We start from the raw sequence: 16,481 nt of genomic DNA on the forward strand, positions 1-16,481 counted from the left end.
CGACAACCTGCGCCTGCGCCAGGCGCGCAACGCCCTGCAGCAGGCACGACTGCAGCTGGCCTACAGCGAAGTGCGCGCCGAACGTGCTGGTGTCATGAGCAATCTGCAGCTGTCGGTCGGTGCCTACCTGGGGGCTGGCGAGGCGGTGGCCGCACTGGTCGCCGACGACGCCGACATCAGCGCCGACTTCCGCGAGAAGGCGCTGCGCTACATCGCTCAGGGCGACGCCGCCGCAGTGGTCTTCGACGCCCTGCCCGGCGAGGTGTTCGCCGCCCATGTCGGCGCGCTGGATGCCGGGGTGCGCGAGGGCCAGCTGGACGCCAATGGCGATCTGGCCGCGCCGGTGATCTCCGACCGCTGGGTGCGCGACGCCCAGCGCCAACGCCTGCACATCAGCCTCGACCAAGCCCTACCGCGCGCCCTGCCCAGCGGCGCCAAGGCCACGGTGCAGCTGTTCCCCCACGAAGCATCGCTGGCCAGCCTGCTCGGCCGGGTGCAGATCCGCCTGATCAGCCTGCTGCACTACATCTACTGATGAGCCACCGCAGCCTGAGCGAGAACGATCTGCGCCAGTGCCTGCGCCTGGCCGGCGGCGGCACGCTGGGGCTGTTCCTGTGCAAGCTGATGGGCTGGGACTATGGCTCGTTCTTCTGCGTCTACCCCATGCTGCTGCTCGGCCTCACGCCCAGTATCAATGCCCATGTGGTGCGCCAGTTTCTCGCCCAGGCAATTGTGGTCAGCCTGGAAGTGCTGCTGATCTACGGCCTGTTCGGCGACCGCCCGCTGCTGATGGCACCGCTGGCCTTCCTGTCTTTCTATTGGCGCTTTCGCCTGATGGCCCGCGGCCCGCTGTTCATGTTCGGCGCCCTGGGCTGCGTGTTCCTCTCCATCCAGCTGCACTTCGCCAGCTATCCGGATACCCACCTGCTCGACCAGGTCACCAGCAACCTGGTGGCCGCCGCACTGACGGTATTGATCGCCTGGCTGATGTTCTGGCTGTTTCCCGACGCCGAAGCGCGAGCGCCACGCGCAGCGGCATCCAAGGACCTGCCCAGCCAGCGCCACGAGGCACTGCTCGGCGCTGGCATCGCCACCCTGTCGTTCATCCTGTTCCAGAGCCTGGATCTGAAGGATTCGCTGTCGGCCCAGGTGGCCTCGATCCTGGTGCTGTTTCCCATGCACTGGCACGGCATCCACTTCGCCGGGCGCATCCGCGCACTGGGCACCCTGCTCGGCTGTCTGGTCGGCCTGAGCCTGCAACTGCTGCTCTACAACCACTATGACGTGCTGCCACTGGTGACCCTGCTGTACTGGCTAGCAGCCTTCTGCTGCGCGCGCCTGCATACGCTGGAAGGTGCCCAGGGCGTCGGTTTCGGCGCCCTGACCACGCTGGCCATCGTCTTCGGCCAGTACCTCAGTCCGCAACATGATGCGGTCTACGCAGTGGCCTACCGCCTGAGTTCGGTGTGCGTGGCGGTGCTGGTCACCCTGGTCGCGGTGTTCGTTCTGCACCGCCTGCTCAACCGCTTCCCCTCACTGCGCCACGCCAGCCATGCCTGAGCAGCCTCAGAGTAGTTTCTGCGGCGGCAGCTTGAGATTGTGCCGCTCGGTCTTCTGCACCGCGCGGGTCAGCACCTGATCGGCAGTGACCGGCCCGAGGAATTCGCAGAGGCCTATATAGAGCAGATTGAGCAACATGCGCAGCTGCTCCAGGTTGAGCGCCGTCAGCCCCAGCGAACCGCCCTGCTCCAGCCAACCGCGCAGGCGCAGGCGCAACTCGGTTTCCACCTGCATGCCGGTGAGGTTGCCAGCGGCAAAGCGGCGCAGGCGCGGCACCATGTCGGCATCGAGCAGGCCGAACAGCTCGCGGCTGAGCAGCTCGAAGGTCTGCCGTGCCAGGGCGTCCGGGCCGGAAACCTCTTCGGCCACTACCCCCTCGCCCTGGCGCCAGGCCTGCAGGCGCGGCGCCGGGTCCGGCAGCAGGTTGCTGGGCGGGCCGGTCAGCGCGCCGACCAGCTCGCGGTACAGCCGCGCACGCTCCAGCTTGCGCCCGGTGCGCTGCACCACCTCGGCAAGAAATTCATTGAGGGCGAACGGTGGCTTGTCGGCGTATTTGGCCTCCCACAAAGACAGCAGCGGCAGCACCTCTTCCTCGGGGAAGTGGCCGACCAGGCCGGTATAGATGGCGCGACGGCGGGTAGTCAGACTCATCTCAGGCCCTCCGCGCCAGTTCGCTGCCGTCGTAGGTCAGCGCCTGATTGAACTCCGGATAGCCGGCTTCGGCATGCTCGGAATAATCCAGACCGCGCTGTTCGTGCTGAGTGGAAGTGCGCAGACCCACGGTTCTGGCCAGAATCAGGTACATCGCCAGGGCCAGCGGGAATGCCCAGAGAAAGGCCGCGCCAGCACCGATCAGCTGCACGCTGACCCGCGTCCAACTGAACAGATCACCGCTGTAGAACAGGCCCGCGGCGACGGTGCCCCAGACACCGGCCAGACCGTGCACCGGCACTGCGCCGACCACATCGTCGAGGCGCAGACGATCCATCAGACGCATGCCGAACACCACCACGAAGCCCGCCACCAGTCCGGTCACCAGGGCATAGCCGGGATGCATGGTGGCGCAGCCGGCGGTGATGCCGACCAGGCCACCGAGCGAGCCGTTCACCGTGGTGCTGAGCAGCACCGGGCTGGCCGTACCGCGCAGCGCCAATACCGCGCCGAGCGCGCCGGCGGCAGCCGCCAGGTGGGTGTTGAGGGCGATCAGGCCGAGGCTCGCGTTCATCGCCAGGGTGCTGCCGGCGTTGAAGCCGAACCAGCCCAGCCAGAGGATGAAGCCGCCCAGCGCCACCAGGCTCAGGTTATGCCCGGGGATCACCCGGGGCGTGCCGTCGGCGGCGAAGCGCCCCATGCGCGGCCCCAGCACCAGGATGCCAGCCAGGGCGCACCAGGCGCCGACACTGTGAACCACGGTGGAGCCGGCGAAATCGATGAAGCCCTGCTTGGCCAGCCAGCCCTGGCCGCCGTAGGCGCCGCTCCAGACCCAGCTACCGAACACCGGATAGATGAAGCCGCTGATGACGATGGCACCGACCAGGTAGGCGCTGTAGCGAGTGCGCTCGGCCATGGCACCGCTGGCGATGGTTGCTGCCGTGGCGGCGAACATCATCTGGAACAGCAGGAAGGTGAAGTCCCAGGGCTCTCCCTCGTGCGGGGCGAAGTGGCTCATGCCGTACCAGCCGGTGGCGTTGGCGCCGAACATCAGACCGAAGCCCACCAGCCAGAAGACGATGCCACCGACGCAGCCGTCCATGTAGTTCTTCATCATCACGTTGACGGCATTCTTGGCCCGAGACATGCCGCTCTCCAGCAAGGCAAAACCTGCCTGCATGAAGAACACCAGGGCACTGGCCAACACCACCCATGCGGTATTCATGGCCAGTTCGGCACTACCGTCGGCGGCGTGGGTGGAGGGCGAGAACAGCAGGGCACACAGCGACAACAGGTAGAGTTTCATGGCGAATCTCCCAGCACGGTGATGCCGAGGCAACGCAACTCTTGTGCCAGACTATTTACCTGTCAGGATGACTTGCCACGGTTTCCTCGCACCAGCACGAAGCAAAGTGACCGTGGCGACCCGGCGAAATGCGCCAAGTCAGCACAGGCGCAAAAAAACTCACTCATGGCGTAATGGCCCTTTGACGGCAATCGCGCATTTGCCAATACTCTCAACGGTCACAAGCCTCCGGCGGCGAACAAGGAATCCCCATTTGAAGCTGGAACTGAAAAACAGCCTGTCGCTGAAACTGCTGCGAGTAGTCCTGCTGTCGGCGCTAGTGGTTGGCGTCGTGCTGAGTTGCGGGCAGATCGTCTTCGACATCCACAAGACCCGCCAGGCTGTGGCCAACGACGCCCAGCGTATCCTCGGCATGTTCCGCGACCCCTCCACCCAGGCCGTCTACAGCCTCGACCGCGAGATGGGCATGCAGGTGGTCGAAGGCCTGTTCCAGCATGAAGCGGTGCGCCATGCCGCCATCGGCCACCCCAACGAACCCATGCTCGCCGAACGTTCGCGCCCGCTGACCGATTCACCGACCCGCTGGATCACCGACCCCATCCTCGGCAAGGAACAGACCTTCACCACCCAACTGGTCGGTCGCGGCCCGTACAGCGAGTACTACGGCGACCTCACCATCACCCTGGACACCGCCAGCTACGGCGAGAACTTCATCACCACCTCGGTGATCATCTTCATCTCCGGTGTGCTGCGCGCCCTGGCCATGGCCATGGTGCTGTACATGGTCTACCACTGGCTGCTGACCAAGCCGCTGTCGAAGATCATCGAGTACCTCACCAACATCAATCCGGACCGCCCCAGCGAGCACAAGCTGCCCATGCTCAAGGGCAACGAGAAGAACGAGCTGGGGCTGTGGATCAACACCGCCAACCAGCTGCTGGAGTCCATCGAGCGCAACACCCACCTGCGCCGCGAGGCGGAAAACAGCCTGCTGCGCATGTCGCAGTACGACTTCCTCACCGGCCTGCCCAACCGCCAGCAACTGCAGCAACAGCTCGACCAGATCCTCGACGACGCCGGGCGCCTGCAACGCCGCGTGGCCGTCCTCTGCGTCGGCCTGGACGACTTCAAGGGCATCAACGAACAGTTCAGCTACCAGACCGGCGACCAGTTGCTGCTGGCCCTCTCCGACCGCCTGCGCAGCCACAGCGGTCGCCTCGGCGCCCTGGCCCGCCTCGGCGGCGACCAGTTCGCCCTGGTCCAGGCTGATATCGAACAGCCCTACGAGGCCGCCGAACTGGCGCAGAGCATCCTCGACAACCTGGACACGCCCTTCACCCTGGAGCAACAGGAAGTCCGCCTGCGCGCCACCATCGGCATCACCCTGTTCCCGGAAGATGGCGACAGCACAGAGAAGTTGCTGCAGAAAGCCGAACAGACCATGACCCTGGCCAAGAGCCGCTCGCGCAATCGCTACCAGTTCTACATCGCCAGCGTCGACAGCGAGATGCGCCGCCGCCGCGAGCTGGAGAAGGAGCTGCGCGAGGCACTCAACCGCAACGAGATGCACCTGGTGTTCCAACCCCAGGTCGATTACCGCGACCACCGCGTGGTCGGCGTCGAGGCACTGATCCGCTGGCAGCATCCGCAGCACGGTTTCGTGCCGCCAGACCTGTTCATCCCGCTGGCCGAACAGAACGGCACCATCATCGCCATCGGCGAATGGGTGCTGGACCAGGCCTGCCGCCAGCTGCGCGAATGGCACGACCAGGGCTTCAGCGAACTGCGCATGGCGGTCAATCTCTCCACCGTGCAGCTGCACCACAACGAGCTGCCGCGCATGGTCAGCAATCTGCTGCAGGTCTACCGCCTGCCGCCGCGCAGCCTGGAGCTGGAAGTCACCGAAACCGGCCTGATGGAAGACATCAGCACCGCCGCGCAGAACCTGCTCAGCCTGCGCCGCGCCGGCGCCCTGATCGCCATCGACGACTTCGGTACCGGCTACTCCTCGCTGAGCTATCTGAAGAGCCTGCCGCTGGACAAGATCAAGATCGACAAGAGCTTCGTCCAGGATCTGCTGGAAGACGAGGACGATGCCACCATCGTTCGCGCCATCATCCAGCTGGGCAAGAGCCTGGGTATGCAGGTCATCGCCGAGGGCGTGGAGACCGCCGAGCAGGAGGCCTACATCATCACCCAGGGTTGCAACGAGGGTCAGGGCTACCTGTACAGCAAGCCGCTACCCGCCCGCGAACTGACCCTCTATCTCAAGCAGGCCCGCCGCCTGAGCAATGCCGGCAACCCGGCCACGCTCTGAGACTCCAGTTCCTCCCCTGTTCTGGGGAGGTAGTTTCTACGCGGCCATGGCCCCTCTGAAGCCCTGGAATCGCTGATGCCCTTAAAGTCCTTTATCTGCCTGATCGCTGTGCTTGCCCTGAGCGGCTGCACCATGCTCAGTCCAAGCGACCCGCTGCGTATCGACCTGGTCGGCCTGGAGCCCTTACCGGCGCAGGGCATGGAAATGCGCTTCGCCGTGGTGCTGCGGGTGCAGAACCCCAACGACAGTGTGATCGACTACAACGGCCTGTCCGTGGAACTGGACGTCAACCACCAGCCCCTGGCCAGCGGCGTGAGCGATGCCAGCGGCCAGGTACCGCGCTTCGGCGAGGCGCTGCTGAAAATCCCGGTGACCATCTCGGCCTTCTCGGTGATGCGCCAGGCCTGGGCCGCTGCGGGCTACCAGCAGGGCCGCAACCTGCCCTACGAGCTGCGCGGCAAGCTCGGTGGCGGCCTGTTCGGCACCGCCCGCTTCAACAGCGCCGGCACGCTCAACTGGCCGCAAACCGCCAATACGCCCTAAAGCCGGGTAAAACCCTATACAATGCGCGGCTTTTCGCAGCCACACCGTCGAGGTTCATCATGAGCACCCTGCCGCCCTGCCCCAAGTGCGGGTCCGAATACACCTACGAAGACGGCGCCCAGCTGGTCTGCCCGGAGTGCGCACACGAATGGTCGGCCGATGCCGCAGCCCAGGGCGATGAAGACGCTCGGGTGATCAAGGACTCGGTCGGCAATCTGTTGCAGGACGGCGATACCGTGACCGTGATCAAGGACCTCAAGGTCAAGGGCAGCTCCCTGGTGGTCAAAGTCGGCACCAAGGTTAAAAACATCCGACTGGTCGACGGCGACCACGACATCGACTGCAAGATCGATGGCATCGGTGCAATGAAGCTGAAATCGGAATTCGTGCGCAAGGTCTGAAGCCCGACTCTCGACTAGGCTCAACAGAGCGGGCGCGCAACGCGCCCCTCTGCCACGTCGGGAGGAGCCATGCGCACCCTGTCGCTTGCCCTGCTGCTGCTCTTAAGCCCACTGCTGCACGCGGAAACCTGGAAAGTGGTCGGCGACGAACAGTTCGCCCCCTACAGTTTTGTCACCCTCGACAGCGATCAACCACGTGGTGTCGACGTGGAGATGATCGAGGCGGTTCTCAAGGAAGCCAAGGTGGCTTACCAGCTGCGCCTGTATCCCTGGGAACGGGTCAAGCGCATGCTCGAACGGGGCGAGGCGGACATGGCCTTCCAGTTCGCCGGCACGCCTGAACGCCAGGCGCAATACGAGTTGGTCGGCCCACTGCGTACCGGTTCCACCGTCTTCATGACCACCCACAAGACCCGCATCAGCGATTGGCAAAGTCTCAACGACTTCACCCCCTTCGTCATCGGCCAGGTGCGCGGCTACGCCTACGAGTCCAGCTTCGACAACGCCGACCTCGGCCGCGACACCAGCGCGCAGAACCCGCGCCAGCTGGTCTCCATGCTGCTTGCCGGACGCATCGACATCATCGTCGGCGACCGCACCCAACTGCTCTATTTCGTGCAGGAACAACGCGCCCAACAACAGGTGCGCTTACTGCCCAGGCCGCTAGTGGAGATGCCGCGCTACGTCGCCTTCAGCAAGGGCGACACAACGCGTGCGGAACAGTTTTCCCAGGCGCTCGAACGTCTGCGCGAACGCGGCGAACTGGATACGATCCTGCGCAAGTGGGAAGAGTGAGCGCTACTGCACCGGTAGAAAATTGATGAACAGCAGGCTCTGCGCATAGTTGGCTCCCATGCGCCGGTAGCGTTCTTCCAGCACATGAGTGAGCAAATCCAGGCGCGCCACCATCTTGCCGAACTCCACCGCATAACTGAGGTTGCCGCCCTCATTGGACAGCAGCAATGGCCGCCCCTGCTCGTCACGACGCTGCCCCAGCATCCAAGCGGCCTTCTCGATGTTGCGCGCGGCGTTATGAATGAATTCGGCATTGAAGGAGTCAGTGAGATAGAACTCGGTGCGTCCCCCATGCGCCGTAATCAGCATGCTGCCCAATGCATAGATGAAGGCACCGACCCGGTCGCCGTGGAAGTCCGGGCCCAGCGCATAGCTGAGCGCCGCCACGTCACGCCGCCCACCCAAATGTGGCATCGGCTGGTTGTTCTCGATGGCCCGTTGGATGGCCTGCTCAGCCTCTGAACGGCTGGCCAGTCCCGTCTTGCGCCACTCTTTGGGATTGCGCTGGTACAGCTTGTCCAGCAGGCGATAAAGGCTGTTGAGGTTGTTGCGCATGGCCAGGGTGGCCATGCGGTCGACATCGCTTTGCAGCAACTCGCGCGGATTCAGCTCCGCCGTCTTGTTGATGATGCTGGCGTGATCCAGGCGCCCGGTGCAGCCACCCAACGTCAGCAACAGCGCCAAGCCCAGCACCAGCCCGCGATAGCCGTCGATTACCTTCGCCCCCATGACTGCCCACTCAGTGCCTCCGGTACCTTGCAGTAAAGCGCACAATTGCCGGCTACTGCCGTGTCGGAGGGCACGTGGTGCCGATAGGACAGCCGCACACCAGAAGCTTTACCGAGGTTTTACATTTCCGCATGAAATGTACCCTGCTGCGTACAGTCGAAGGCTGTAACCGGGATAGTCCGGCAGCATAGGAGTCTCGCCCATGATTTCGCGTTTATCTCTCATCACCGGACTGGCCGCCAGCCTCGTCTTCGGAGCAGAGCAGCAGGCGCAAGCAGCAGACCATGGCGATGTAGCCGCAGGTGTCGCAGTTGGTGCCATCATCGGCGGTGTACTGGCCAGCCAGCGCCCGGTACAGGTCTACGAACCAGCGCCAGTCGTGTATCAGTCACCACCAGTGGCCTACTATCCTGCTCCTGTGTATGTGCAGCCACGGCCGGTATATGTTCAACCTCAGCCGGTCTACTACCGTCCCGCCCCGGTATATTACGTCGCGAAACCTCCACGTTATCGCCACGGACACAAGCACCATTACAGGCACTACGGCCGCTGGTAACAACAAGCCCCGCATATGCGGGGCTTGTTCTATCCGGCAAGGCAACCTGACCTCACCCCATTGGGGACACACGAAAGCACGGGCATCCGAAGGATATCCTTACACCAGTGCAGCGACTGCCAGGCACTTCCTGAAGCCAGACAAAAAAATGGGCGACCGAAGTCGCCCAAAATGCCTTGCGTGCACTGTGCAGGAAGAATCACTTGGCCTTGGCTACGGCCTTCTTGTGTGAGTCCTTCCAGATGAACAGCCCGACGCCGCCAAAGAAAGCGAGCATCAGTACTACGGTGCCGATACCGGCGATGACTACTGTGTCGAGAAACATGGCGGCCTCCTGTATGAGCCTTGTCTTGCATGGCTACAGACTATCGGAGGCGGGGCAGCGGATATTGATCAGGATCAATAGCAGGGAGGCTGGTGCCGCGACAGGCCGCCGCAGGCAGAGGAACGGATAGGCCAACGCCCCAGAGCGAGGACCGGAGCTCAGCGCTTCTTGGGCTTGCTCTTGGTCTTTTTCTTGGCCTTGCCCAGGGGCAGCACCTGCTCGAACACCTGGCGCATCTCGTCCAGTTTCTTGTCATGCAGGTCGTGGATGCGCTTGCTACGCTCGACTCCGAAGTCGATCAGCTTGTCGTCGCTCATGGTCAGTCTCGAATCAGACGAAAGGTGAGGTTGATGCGCGGCGCCACCGCTTTGCGGGTCTTGGCCACCTGATGCTGCCAATGATGCTGCGTTGCGCCGGCCATGACCAGCAGCGATCCATGCTCCAGTTCCAGGGAATGCTCGATGCGGCTGCTGCCCTTGCGCCGCAGATCGAAGCGCCGCGTACCGCCCAGATTGAGTGAGGCGATCAGCGGCTCGCGACCGAGCTCGTCTTCGTCGTCACTATGCCAGCCCATGGAATCCTGGCCGTCGCGGTAATAGTTGAGCAGCACGCCGTTGAGGCGCTGACCTACGGCTTGCTCCACCTGTTGACGGATTTCGCTCAGCAGTGGCGTCCAGGGTAGTGGCAGGTGAGTCAGGCCGGAGTAGCGGTAGCTGGCTTCGGCATCGCCATACCACGCCAGCAGACGCGGCACCGGAACGTCTCGCCCGTGGATATGCAACCGCGGCTGCTCCCAGGGCGTTGCGTCGCGCAACTGGCGGAACCAGGCGTCGGCGCGAGCCACATCCAGCCAGCGTGGCCGGTAGTCCAGCGTCGCATTGGGTAGATCCAGCGGCGGGTGATCGAACAGATCCATGGCGGATAATGGCAGCGAAGAAGGTAAGGGGATTGTCCTGGCTTCAGACCTCGACATCCACCCACAAGCCCTGGCGGGGCATTTCTTCCAGAGACTCCTCGTCTTCAGTGACCTCGCCCTCGGCCATCTCCTCGGCCGTATAGCCACGGCGCTGGCGGCGCTTCTGCTCCTCGCGCAAGAGCATTTCCGCCTCCTGGGGGTGGCGTTTGTCCAGCTCTACCGCGCTTTCCTTGGAACTTTCGTTGGCCGGGGTGACAGGCGGAATATCCGGACGCGGCTTGACCACGTCCTGCTGGGCGGTCACCGGGGCCAAGCTATGGGGAATGGGCGGCAGCATCGTGGGAATCTCCCTGGTTAACCCAACTGTCGGCCGGACGGACTCCTACTTGAGCCGGCACTCGCTACACTTTCGACTCGGGACGCACGTATTGATTCAGTACGGACGTCGCTCTCGGCGCAGCGTTCCGCTAACATACGCGGCTTTTTTCGCAGCTGGGGCTTTCCATGGCAAGTAGTGGCATTGTGCAGTATCAACCGGGACAACGCTGGATCAGCGACAGCGAGGCGGAACTCGGACTCGGCACCATCCTCACTTCCGACGGGCGTCTGCTCACCGTGCTTTACCCGGCCACCGGGGAAACCCGCCAGTATTCCCTGCGCAACGCACCGCTGACACGCGTGCGCTTCGCCCCGGGCGACGAGATCACCCACTTCGAAGGCTGGAAACTGACCGTGCAGGAAGTCGAGGACGTCGACGGCCTGCTGGTCTACCACGGCTTCAACGCCCAGCACGAACCCTACAGCCTGCCGGAAACCCAGCTGTCCAACTTCATCCAGTTCCGCCTGGCCAGCGACCGTCTGTTCGCCGGGCAGATCGACCCATTGAGCTGGTTCGCCCTGCGCTACCACACCCTGGAACACCAGAGCCGCCTGCTGCAATCGAGCCTGTGGGGCCTGGGCGGCGCCCGCGCGCAGCCAATCGCCCACCAGCTACACATTGCCCGCGAAGTGGCCGACCGCATCGCCCCGCGCGTACTGCTGGCCGACGAAGTGGGCCTGGGCAAGACCATCGAGGCCGGCCTGGTGATCCACCGCCAGTTGCTCTGCGGCCGTGCCAGCCGGGTACTGATCCTGGTGCCGGAGAACCTGCAACACCAGTGGCTGGTGGAAATGCGCCGGCGTTTCAACCTGGAAGTGGCACTGTTCGATGCCGAGCGCTTCGCCGAGAGCGATGCCGACAATCCCTTCGAAGACGCCCAGCTGGCCCTGCTGGCCCTGGAGTGGGTCAAGGACGACGAGCGCGTGCAACAGGCCTTGCTGGACGCCGGCTGGGATCTGCTGGTGGTGGACGAGGCCCATCACCTGGTCTGGCACCCGGAAAAGGCCAGTGACGAATACCGCCTGGTCGAGCAACTGGCCGGCGCCATCGCCGGTGTGCTTCTGCTCACCGCCACCCCCGAGCAGCTGGGCCTGGAAAGCCACTTCGCCCGCCTGCGCCTGCTCGACCCGGACCGTTTCCACGACCTCGCCGCCTTCCGCGCCGAGAGCGCCAACTACCGCCCGGTGGCCGAGGCCGTGCAAGAGCTGCTCGACCAGGGCACGCTGAGCCAGGCGGCCCGCGCCGCCATCGAGGGCTTCCTCGGCAGCGAAGGCAACGAGCTGCTGGACGCCATCGCCAGCGGCGACGAAGACGCCCGCTCGCGCCTGATCCGCGAACTGCTCGACCGCCACGGCACCGGCCGCGTGCTGCTACGTAACACCCGCGCCGCCGTACAGGGCTTCCCCGAGCGCCAGCTGCACCCTTACCCGCTGCCCAACCCGTCGGAATACATGGAGCTGCCGCTGGGCGAACACGCCGAGCTGTACCCGGAAGTCAGCTACCAGGCCCAGCAGGATCTCGACGAAGAAGAGCGCTGGTGGAAGCTCGACCCGCGCGTCGACTGGCTGATCGACACCCTGAAGATGCTCAAGAAGTTCAAGGTGCTGGTGATCTGCGCCCACGCCGAAACCGCCCTGGACCTGTCCGACGCCCTGCGCGTGCGCTCCGGCATCCCGGCCACGGTGTTCCACGAAGGCATGAGCATCCTCGAACGCGACCGCGCCGCCGCCTACTTCGCCGACGAGGAATTCGGCGCCCAGGTGCTGATCTGCTCCGAGATCGGCTCCGAAGGCCGCAACTTCCAGTTTAGCCACCACTTGGTGCTGTTCGACCTGCCGGCCCACCCGGACCTGTTGGAGCAGCGTATCGGCCGCCTCGACCGCATCGGCCAGAAGCACACCATCCAGTTGCATGTGCCCTACCTGGAGAACAGCCCGCAGGAGCATCTGTTCCAGTGGTACCACCAGGCGCTCAACGCCTTCCTCAACACCTGCCCGACCGGCAACGCTCTGCAGCACCAGTTCGGCCCGCGCCTGCTGAGCCTGCTGGAAAGCAACGGTGACGACGCCTGGCTGCAGTTGCTAGACGAAGCCAAGGCCGAGCGCGAACGCCTGGAAGGCGAGCTGCACAGCGGCCGCGACCGCCTGCTGGAGCTCAACTCCGGCGGCGCCGGCGAAGGTGAGCAACTGGTCGAGGACATCCTCGAACAGGACGATCAGTTCGCCCTGCCGATCTTCATGGAAGAGCTGTTCAACGCCTTCGGCATCGACAGCGAAGACCACTCCGAGAACGCCCTGGTACTGCGCCCCAGCGAGAAGATGCTGGACGCCAGCTTCCCCCTGGGCGACGACGAAGCGGTGACCGTTACCTACGACCGCAACCAGGCGCTGAGCCGCGAGGACATGCAGTTCCTCACCTGGGAACACCCCATGGTGCAGGGCGGCATGGACCTGGTGCTGTCCGGCTCGATGGGCAACACCTCGGTAGCGCTGATCAAGAACAAGGCGCTCAAGCCCGGCACCGTTCTGCTGGAGCTGCTCTACGTCAGCGAAGTGGTGGCGCCCAGGGCCCTGCAATTGGCCCGCTACCTGCCGCCGGTCGCCCTGCGCTGCCTGCTCGATGGCAACGGCAACGACCTGGCCGGCAAGGTCGCCTTCGACACGCTCAACGATCAGCTGGAAAGCGTGCCACGGGCCAGTGCCAACAAGTTCGTGCAGGCGCAGCGTGATGTGCTGGCCAAGCAAATCAACGCCGCCGAGGCGAAGATTGCGCCACGCCACAATGCACGGGTCGAAGAGGCCCGTCAGCGCTTCGATGCCAATCTGGAAGAGGAGCTGGCGCGCATGACCGCCCTTCAGGCGGTCAACCCGACCGTGCGCGACAGCGAGATCGAAGCCCTGCGCAAGCAGCGCGAGAGCGGCCTGGCCTTCCTCGACAAGGCAGCCCTGCGCCTGGAAGCGATTCGCGTGCTGGTGGCGGGCTAAATCCCCCGCCTATACCGCGCATAACAAAAAGGGCAGCCTAGGCTGCCCTTTTCTATTACTGGCGATGCTTACTGCGCGGCCTTGGCGCGCATCTTGTCGCTCATCACGGCCATCTCGTCGTAGATCGCCTGCGGGTTCTTGCGCTTGATCTCCCAGGCCATGCGCCCCTGTTCGTGCGGCAGGATCATGAATTCGCCCTTGGCCACTTCGTCGTGGATGTAGTTGGCAATGTCCGCGGCGCTGATCGGGCTGTTCTCCAGCAGCTTGCCGACCTGCTGTTTGACGTTCGGGTTGGGGCCGCGGAACGAGTCCAGCAGATTGGTCTGGAAGAACGACGGGCAGACCACGTGCACGCCGACGTTTTCCGACTTGAGTTCGATCAGCAGGCTTTCCGACAGCGCCAGCACACCGGCCTTGGCCACGTTGTAGTTGCTCATGGCCGGGCCCTGCATCAGCGCGGCCATTGACGCGATGTTGATGATCTTGCCCTGGCTGGCGCGCAGCTGCGGCAGGAAAGCCTTGCAGCCCTTGATCACGCCCATCAGGTTGATCGACAGCTGCCAGTCCCAGTCTTCCAGGCTGAGGTCGGCGAAGAAGCCGCCAGCCGCTACGCCTGCGTTGTTGACCAGCACATCGAGGCCGCCGAAGCGTTCCTCGCAAGCCTGCGCCACGGCGGTCAGCTGGCTGTAGTCACGCACGTCGCAGCGCATGGTGAAGCCATCACCGCCAGCTTCACGCACCAGCTTGAGGGTTTCCGCCAGACCGGGCTCGTTGACGTCGCACAGCGCCAGACGCCAGCCATCGCGGGCCCAACGCAGGGCGATTTCGCGTCCCAGGCCGGAGCCTGCCCCAGTGATCATCATGCGATTGTGCATACTGCTTTGCCTTGTTCGGTAGTGAGGTTGCCGCGAGTGTAGCCAAGCCGCGCCCCGGTGCGGCGCTGCATCAGGCGGATGAATGTCGCGGCCCAAGCCACTTCACGGAGCCTCGCCATCGAGCTTGCGGGTTACCGCCAGAATCAGGCTGGCGGTGAGCTTGCTGCGCTCCACCGTGCCCATGAAATAGCCATCCTGATTGACCACCGGCAGGCTGTCGGTACGCAGTGTTTCCATGCGTTCCAGTGCGTCGCGACGCGACGTGGTGCTGGTCACCGCCGATTGCACCGCGACGAAGCCGGGCAGCTTGCTCAGCTCGGCCCAATTGCTGGCACTGCTGCTGTTGAGCAACTGCTGGAACTGCTGGTAGCCGCCATCTCCCGCCACCCGCAGATAGCTGATCAGGTTGGCCGCATTGAACATGCCGAACAGCTTGCCATCGGGCTGGTTGACCACCACCACGCGCAGGTAGGAGCTGCCGGACAGCGCCTCGAAATAGGTCTTCAGCGCCGGCCCGTAATAGCCACCGTGGCCCAGGCGTAGCTCCAGAGCCTCGATCCTGCGCTCGATCAGCACTCGCAACTGCTGGATACCGCCCTTGCCGGCCATCTCCACCACCTGCACGGCATCCTGCACCGTGAGTTGCTCGGACGGTGCCACCTGCTCCTTGATCTTGCCCTTGGCGGCATCGGTCAGCAGCTCGCTGAGGTCCGCCTTGACCCCGAACATATCGATGCCCTTGAGCTTGCCGGTGGCCAGGGCCACCAGCAGCAGCGGGATGACCAGGAATACCAGGTCGATGGTCTTGATCTCGTACTTGCCGGCGGAAAACACCCGCAGCAGCAACGAACCGGCCACCAGCGCAATGCCGGCGAGCAGCAACAGGAGAATGGTTGAAGTGGGCATGACGCGCTCCTTGCCGGACTGAGTTGATCCCAGCACCAGGCGCGCCCCTCAGGACCACGCCACGGCAAGTGCAAAACGGGCACCGCTACCGATAAAACTAGGCCCGCTGGCCAGTCGCGTTAGAGCAGTTGGCGATAGTCATCAATGCCGCCATCCACGCCACAACAACCACAGGTAGATCGGCAGGTTGATCAGCACGACCACTGCGCCCAGCCAGAGCTGAATCTGCGGGGTCAGCCCGGCCGGGTAGATCAGCGGAATCAGGTAGTGCTCGACGAAACCACCGGCATAGCCGGCCTGCCCGGCGGCCTGGCGCAGCTGGTTCTCCAGGGGCGTCAGCGGGCAGTACAGGTGCAATAGCTCCACCGCCACGCCCCAGGCTGCCGCCGGCAGATGCAGCCAGGCAAGGCGCGGCCAACGCAGCACCGCCAGGGCGCCCAGCAGAACGAAAAGAATGAAGGCCAGATGCAACAGCACCACCGCATCGGCCGCCAGACGCAAGAACATGCAATTTACCCTTAGATGATCAATGGGCTGGGATGACTGCAACTTATCCGAGCGCTGAAAATTTATCGCGAACTTTCAACAAGTTAGCGCCGAGATGCACAACTTAAACGTTCTTATTTATATTTATTTTTATATATAATTCAATAACTTACATTTGACGGGGAACAACATCGGGCGCACACTTTTGCGCTATCGACCACCCACCCACTTCGAGGCCAGTCATGAAAGGCGACAAGAAAGTCATCCAGCACCTGAACAAGATCCTCGGCAACGAACTGGTGGCGATCAACCAGTACTTTCTGCACGCGCGCATGTACGAGGACTGGGGCCTGAAGAAGCTCGGCGAGCACGAGTATCACGAGTCCATCGACGAGATGAAGCACGCCGACAAGCTGACCAAGCGCATCCTCTTCCTCGAAGGCCTGCCCAACCTGCAGGATCTCGGCAAGCTGCACATTGGCGAGAACACCAAGGAAATGCTGACCAGCGACCTCAAGCTGGAACAGGCCGCCCTACCTGACCTCAAGGCCGCCATCGCCTATTGCGAGTCGGTCGGCGACTACGGCAGCCGCGAGCTGCTGGAAGACATCCTCGAATCCGAGGAAGAGCACATCGACTGGCTGGAAACCCAGCTGGGCCTGATCGACAAGGTCGGCATGGAAAACTACCTGCAGTCGCAGATGGACGAGTAAACCGTCGTTCAGTACTGAAAAGCCCCGCATCTGCGGGGC

The 16,481-nt window shown here is 63.7% G+C and carries 18 protein-coding genes and 1 pseudogene; 9 read left to right on the top strand and 10 right to left on the bottom strand.

The features are described from left to right. Together AYB31_RS09070 and AYB31_RS09075 are read left to right on the top strand one after the other, a co-directional pair. Positions 1-535: pseudogene (locus tag AYB31_RS09070) on the top strand (HlyD family secretion protein); the annotation flags it as partial. Beyond that, positions 535-1,560: a DUF2955 domain-containing protein gene (locus tag AYB31_RS09075; RefSeq protein ID WP_153020676.1), complete on the top strand. Its 1,026-nt coding sequence runs from the start codon at positions 535-537 to the stop codon at positions 1,558-1,560. The pseudogene AYB31_RS09070 and the gene AYB31_RS09075, both read left to right, overlap by 1 nt. 6 nt (positions 1,561-1,566) lie before the next feature. Here AYB31_RS09075 and AYB31_RS09080 read toward each other — a convergent pair whose 3' ends face one another. Beyond that, the gene (locus AYB31_RS09080) at positions 1,567-2,211 is read right to left on the bottom strand and encodes a hypothetical protein (protein WP_068827891.1); all 645 of its coding nucleotides are present in this window, start codon (positions 2,209-2,211) and stop codon (positions 1,567-1,569) included. Position 2,212: 1 nt separating this feature from the next. Next, a complete protein-coding gene (locus AYB31_RS09085) occupies positions 2,213-3,517 on the bottom strand; it encodes an ammonium transporter (protein WP_068827893.1) in 1,305 nt (434 codons plus the stop codon). A gap of 253 nt (positions 3,518-3,770) precedes the next feature. On the opposite strand from AYB31_RS09085, the gene AYB31_RS09090 reads away from it, so the two are divergent. From AYB31_RS09090 to AYB31_RS09105, 4 genes are all read left to right on the top strand, one after another. Beyond that, positions 3,771-5,834 carry a putative bifunctional diguanylate cyclase/phosphodiesterase gene (locus AYB31_RS09090; protein ID WP_068827895.1) on the top strand — a complete coding sequence of 688 codons (2,064 nt, stop codon included), beginning with the start codon at positions 3,771-3,773 and terminating at the stop codon, positions 5,832-5,834. A 75-nt stretch (positions 5,835-5,909) separates the two neighbouring features. Then, a complete protein-coding gene (locus tag AYB31_RS09095) occupies positions 5,910-6,377 on the top strand; it encodes an LEA type 2 family protein (RefSeq protein WP_068827897.1) in 468 nt (155 codons plus the stop codon). Between the two features lie 59 nt (positions 6,378-6,436). Next, positions 6,437-6,778, top strand: a complete 342-nt coding sequence (locus AYB31_RS09100) for a zinc ribbon domain-containing protein YjdM (RefSeq protein ID WP_068827899.1) — start codon at positions 6,437-6,439, stop codon at positions 6,776-6,778. 69 nt (positions 6,779-6,847) lie between these two features. Beyond that, the gene (locus AYB31_RS09105) at positions 6,848-7,573 is read left to right on the top strand and encodes a substrate-binding periplasmic protein (protein WP_068827902.1); all 726 of its coding nucleotides are present in this window, start codon (positions 6,848-6,850) and stop codon (positions 7,571-7,573) included. A gap of 3 nt (positions 7,574-7,576) precedes the next feature. On the opposite strand, the gene AYB31_RS09110 is transcribed toward AYB31_RS09105, so the two are convergent. Continuing rightward, on the bottom strand, positions 7,577-8,302 hold the full coding sequence (locus AYB31_RS09110) for a hypothetical protein (RefSeq protein ID WP_068827905.1): 726 nt from the start codon (positions 8,300-8,302) through the stop codon (positions 7,577-7,579). A gap of 202 nt (positions 8,303-8,504) precedes the next feature. Between AYB31_RS09110 and AYB31_RS21420 the strand changes: the two genes are divergently transcribed. After that, positions 8,505-8,858 (top strand): hypothetical protein, encoded by a 354-nt coding sequence (locus AYB31_RS21420; RefSeq protein WP_153020677.1) that lies wholly within the window; start codon positions 8,505-8,507, stop codon positions 8,856-8,858. A gap of 199 nt (positions 8,859-9,057) precedes the next feature. Here the strand turns inward: AYB31_RS21420 and ccoM are convergent, their stop codons facing one another. From ccoM to AYB31_RS09120, 4 genes are all read right to left on the bottom strand, one after another. Continuing rightward, positions 9,058-9,183: a cytochrome c oxidase subunit CcoM gene (gene ccoM / locus AYB31_RS22115; RefSeq protein WP_269085702.1), complete on the bottom strand. Its 126-nt coding sequence runs from the start codon at positions 9,181-9,183 to the stop codon at positions 9,058-9,060. A 158-nt stretch (positions 9,184-9,341) separates the two neighbouring features. Further along, positions 9,342-9,500, bottom strand: coding sequence for a hypothetical protein (locus tag AYB31_RS21825; protein ID WP_177332290.1), 159 nt, complete (start codon positions 9,498-9,500; stop codon positions 9,342-9,344). Positions 9,501-9,502: 2 nt separating this feature from the next. After that, on the bottom strand, positions 9,503-10,099 hold the full coding sequence (locus tag AYB31_RS09115) for an alpha-ketoglutarate-dependent dioxygenase AlkB family protein (protein ID WP_068827907.1): 597 nt from the start codon (positions 10,097-10,099) through the stop codon (positions 9,503-9,505). 43 nt (positions 10,100-10,142) lie between these two features. After that, positions 10,143-10,436, bottom strand: a complete 294-nt coding sequence (locus tag AYB31_RS09120) for an aspartate-semialdehyde dehydrogenase (RefSeq protein WP_068827909.1) — start codon at positions 10,434-10,436, stop codon at positions 10,143-10,145. Positions 10,437-10,603: 167 nt separating this feature from the next. Here AYB31_RS09120 and rapA point away from each other — a divergent pair, with 167 nt between their 5' ends. Further along, positions 10,604-13,462, top strand: coding sequence for an RNA polymerase-associated protein RapA (gene rapA, locus AYB31_RS09125; RefSeq protein WP_068827911.1), 2,859 nt, complete (start codon positions 10,604-10,606; stop codon positions 13,460-13,462). 68 nt (positions 13,463-13,530) lie between these two features. Here rapA and AYB31_RS09130 read toward each other — a convergent pair whose 3' ends face one another. The 3 genes from AYB31_RS09130 to AYB31_RS09140 form a co-directional block, all read right to left on the bottom strand. Beyond that, a complete protein-coding gene (locus AYB31_RS09130) occupies positions 13,531-14,337 on the bottom strand; it encodes an SDR family oxidoreductase (RefSeq protein WP_068827913.1) in 807 nt (268 codons plus the stop codon). 102 nt (positions 14,338-14,439) lie between these two features. Continuing rightward, a complete protein-coding gene (locus tag AYB31_RS09135) occupies positions 14,440-15,243 on the bottom strand; it encodes a CBS domain-containing protein (RefSeq protein WP_068827915.1) in 804 nt (267 codons plus the stop codon). 141 nt (positions 15,244-15,384) lie between these two features. Then, positions 15,385-15,750: a DUF2784 domain-containing protein gene (locus AYB31_RS09140; RefSeq protein WP_068827917.1), complete on the bottom strand. Its 366-nt coding sequence runs from the start codon at positions 15,748-15,750 to the stop codon at positions 15,385-15,387. Between the two features lie 221 nt (positions 15,751-15,971). On the opposite strand from AYB31_RS09140, the gene bfr reads away from it, so the two are divergent. After that, a complete protein-coding gene (bfr, locus tag AYB31_RS09145) occupies positions 15,972-16,442 on the top strand; it encodes a bacterioferritin (RefSeq protein ID WP_068827919.1) in 471 nt (156 codons plus the stop codon). Positions 16,443-16,481 lie beyond the last annotated feature (39 nt).

The organism is Pseudomonas sp. BMS12, assembly GCF_001592875.1.
Classification (GTDB): domain Bacteria; phylum Pseudomonadota; class Gammaproteobacteria; order Pseudomonadales; family Pseudomonadaceae; genus Aquipseudomonas.